The sequence below is a fragment of the Campylobacter sp. 2018MI13 genome (assembly GCF_018501135.1).
GTDB lineage: Bacteria > Campylobacterota > Campylobacteria > Campylobacterales > Campylobacteraceae > Campylobacter_E.
The window spans coordinates 1-225 of sequence record NZ_JAHCZC010000353.1; the positions used below are offsets into that span (position 1 = coordinate 1).

Below are 225 nucleotides of genomic sequence, written 5' to 3' on the forward strand. Positions count from 1 at the left end.
GTTGTTAAAGTAACTTCACATCGTTTTCCACTCAAATAAGATTTAGGGACCTTAGCTGGTAGTCTGGGTTGTTCCCCTCTCGACGACGGATTTTATCTCTCGCCGCCTGACTGCTGTGATTACACTATAAGTATTCGGAGTTTGATAGGGTTTGGTACATTGGTGTATGCCCTAGCCCATTCAGTGCTCTACCCCTTATAGCTACTACACAACGCTATACCTAAA

The 225-nt window shown here is 44.0% G+C and carries 1 rRNA gene; it reads right to left on the minus strand.

Annotated elements, in window-relative coordinates:
* Positions 1-225: ribosomal RNA gene (locus tag KJQ99_RS10360) — 23S ribosomal RNA — on the minus strand; the annotation flags it as partial.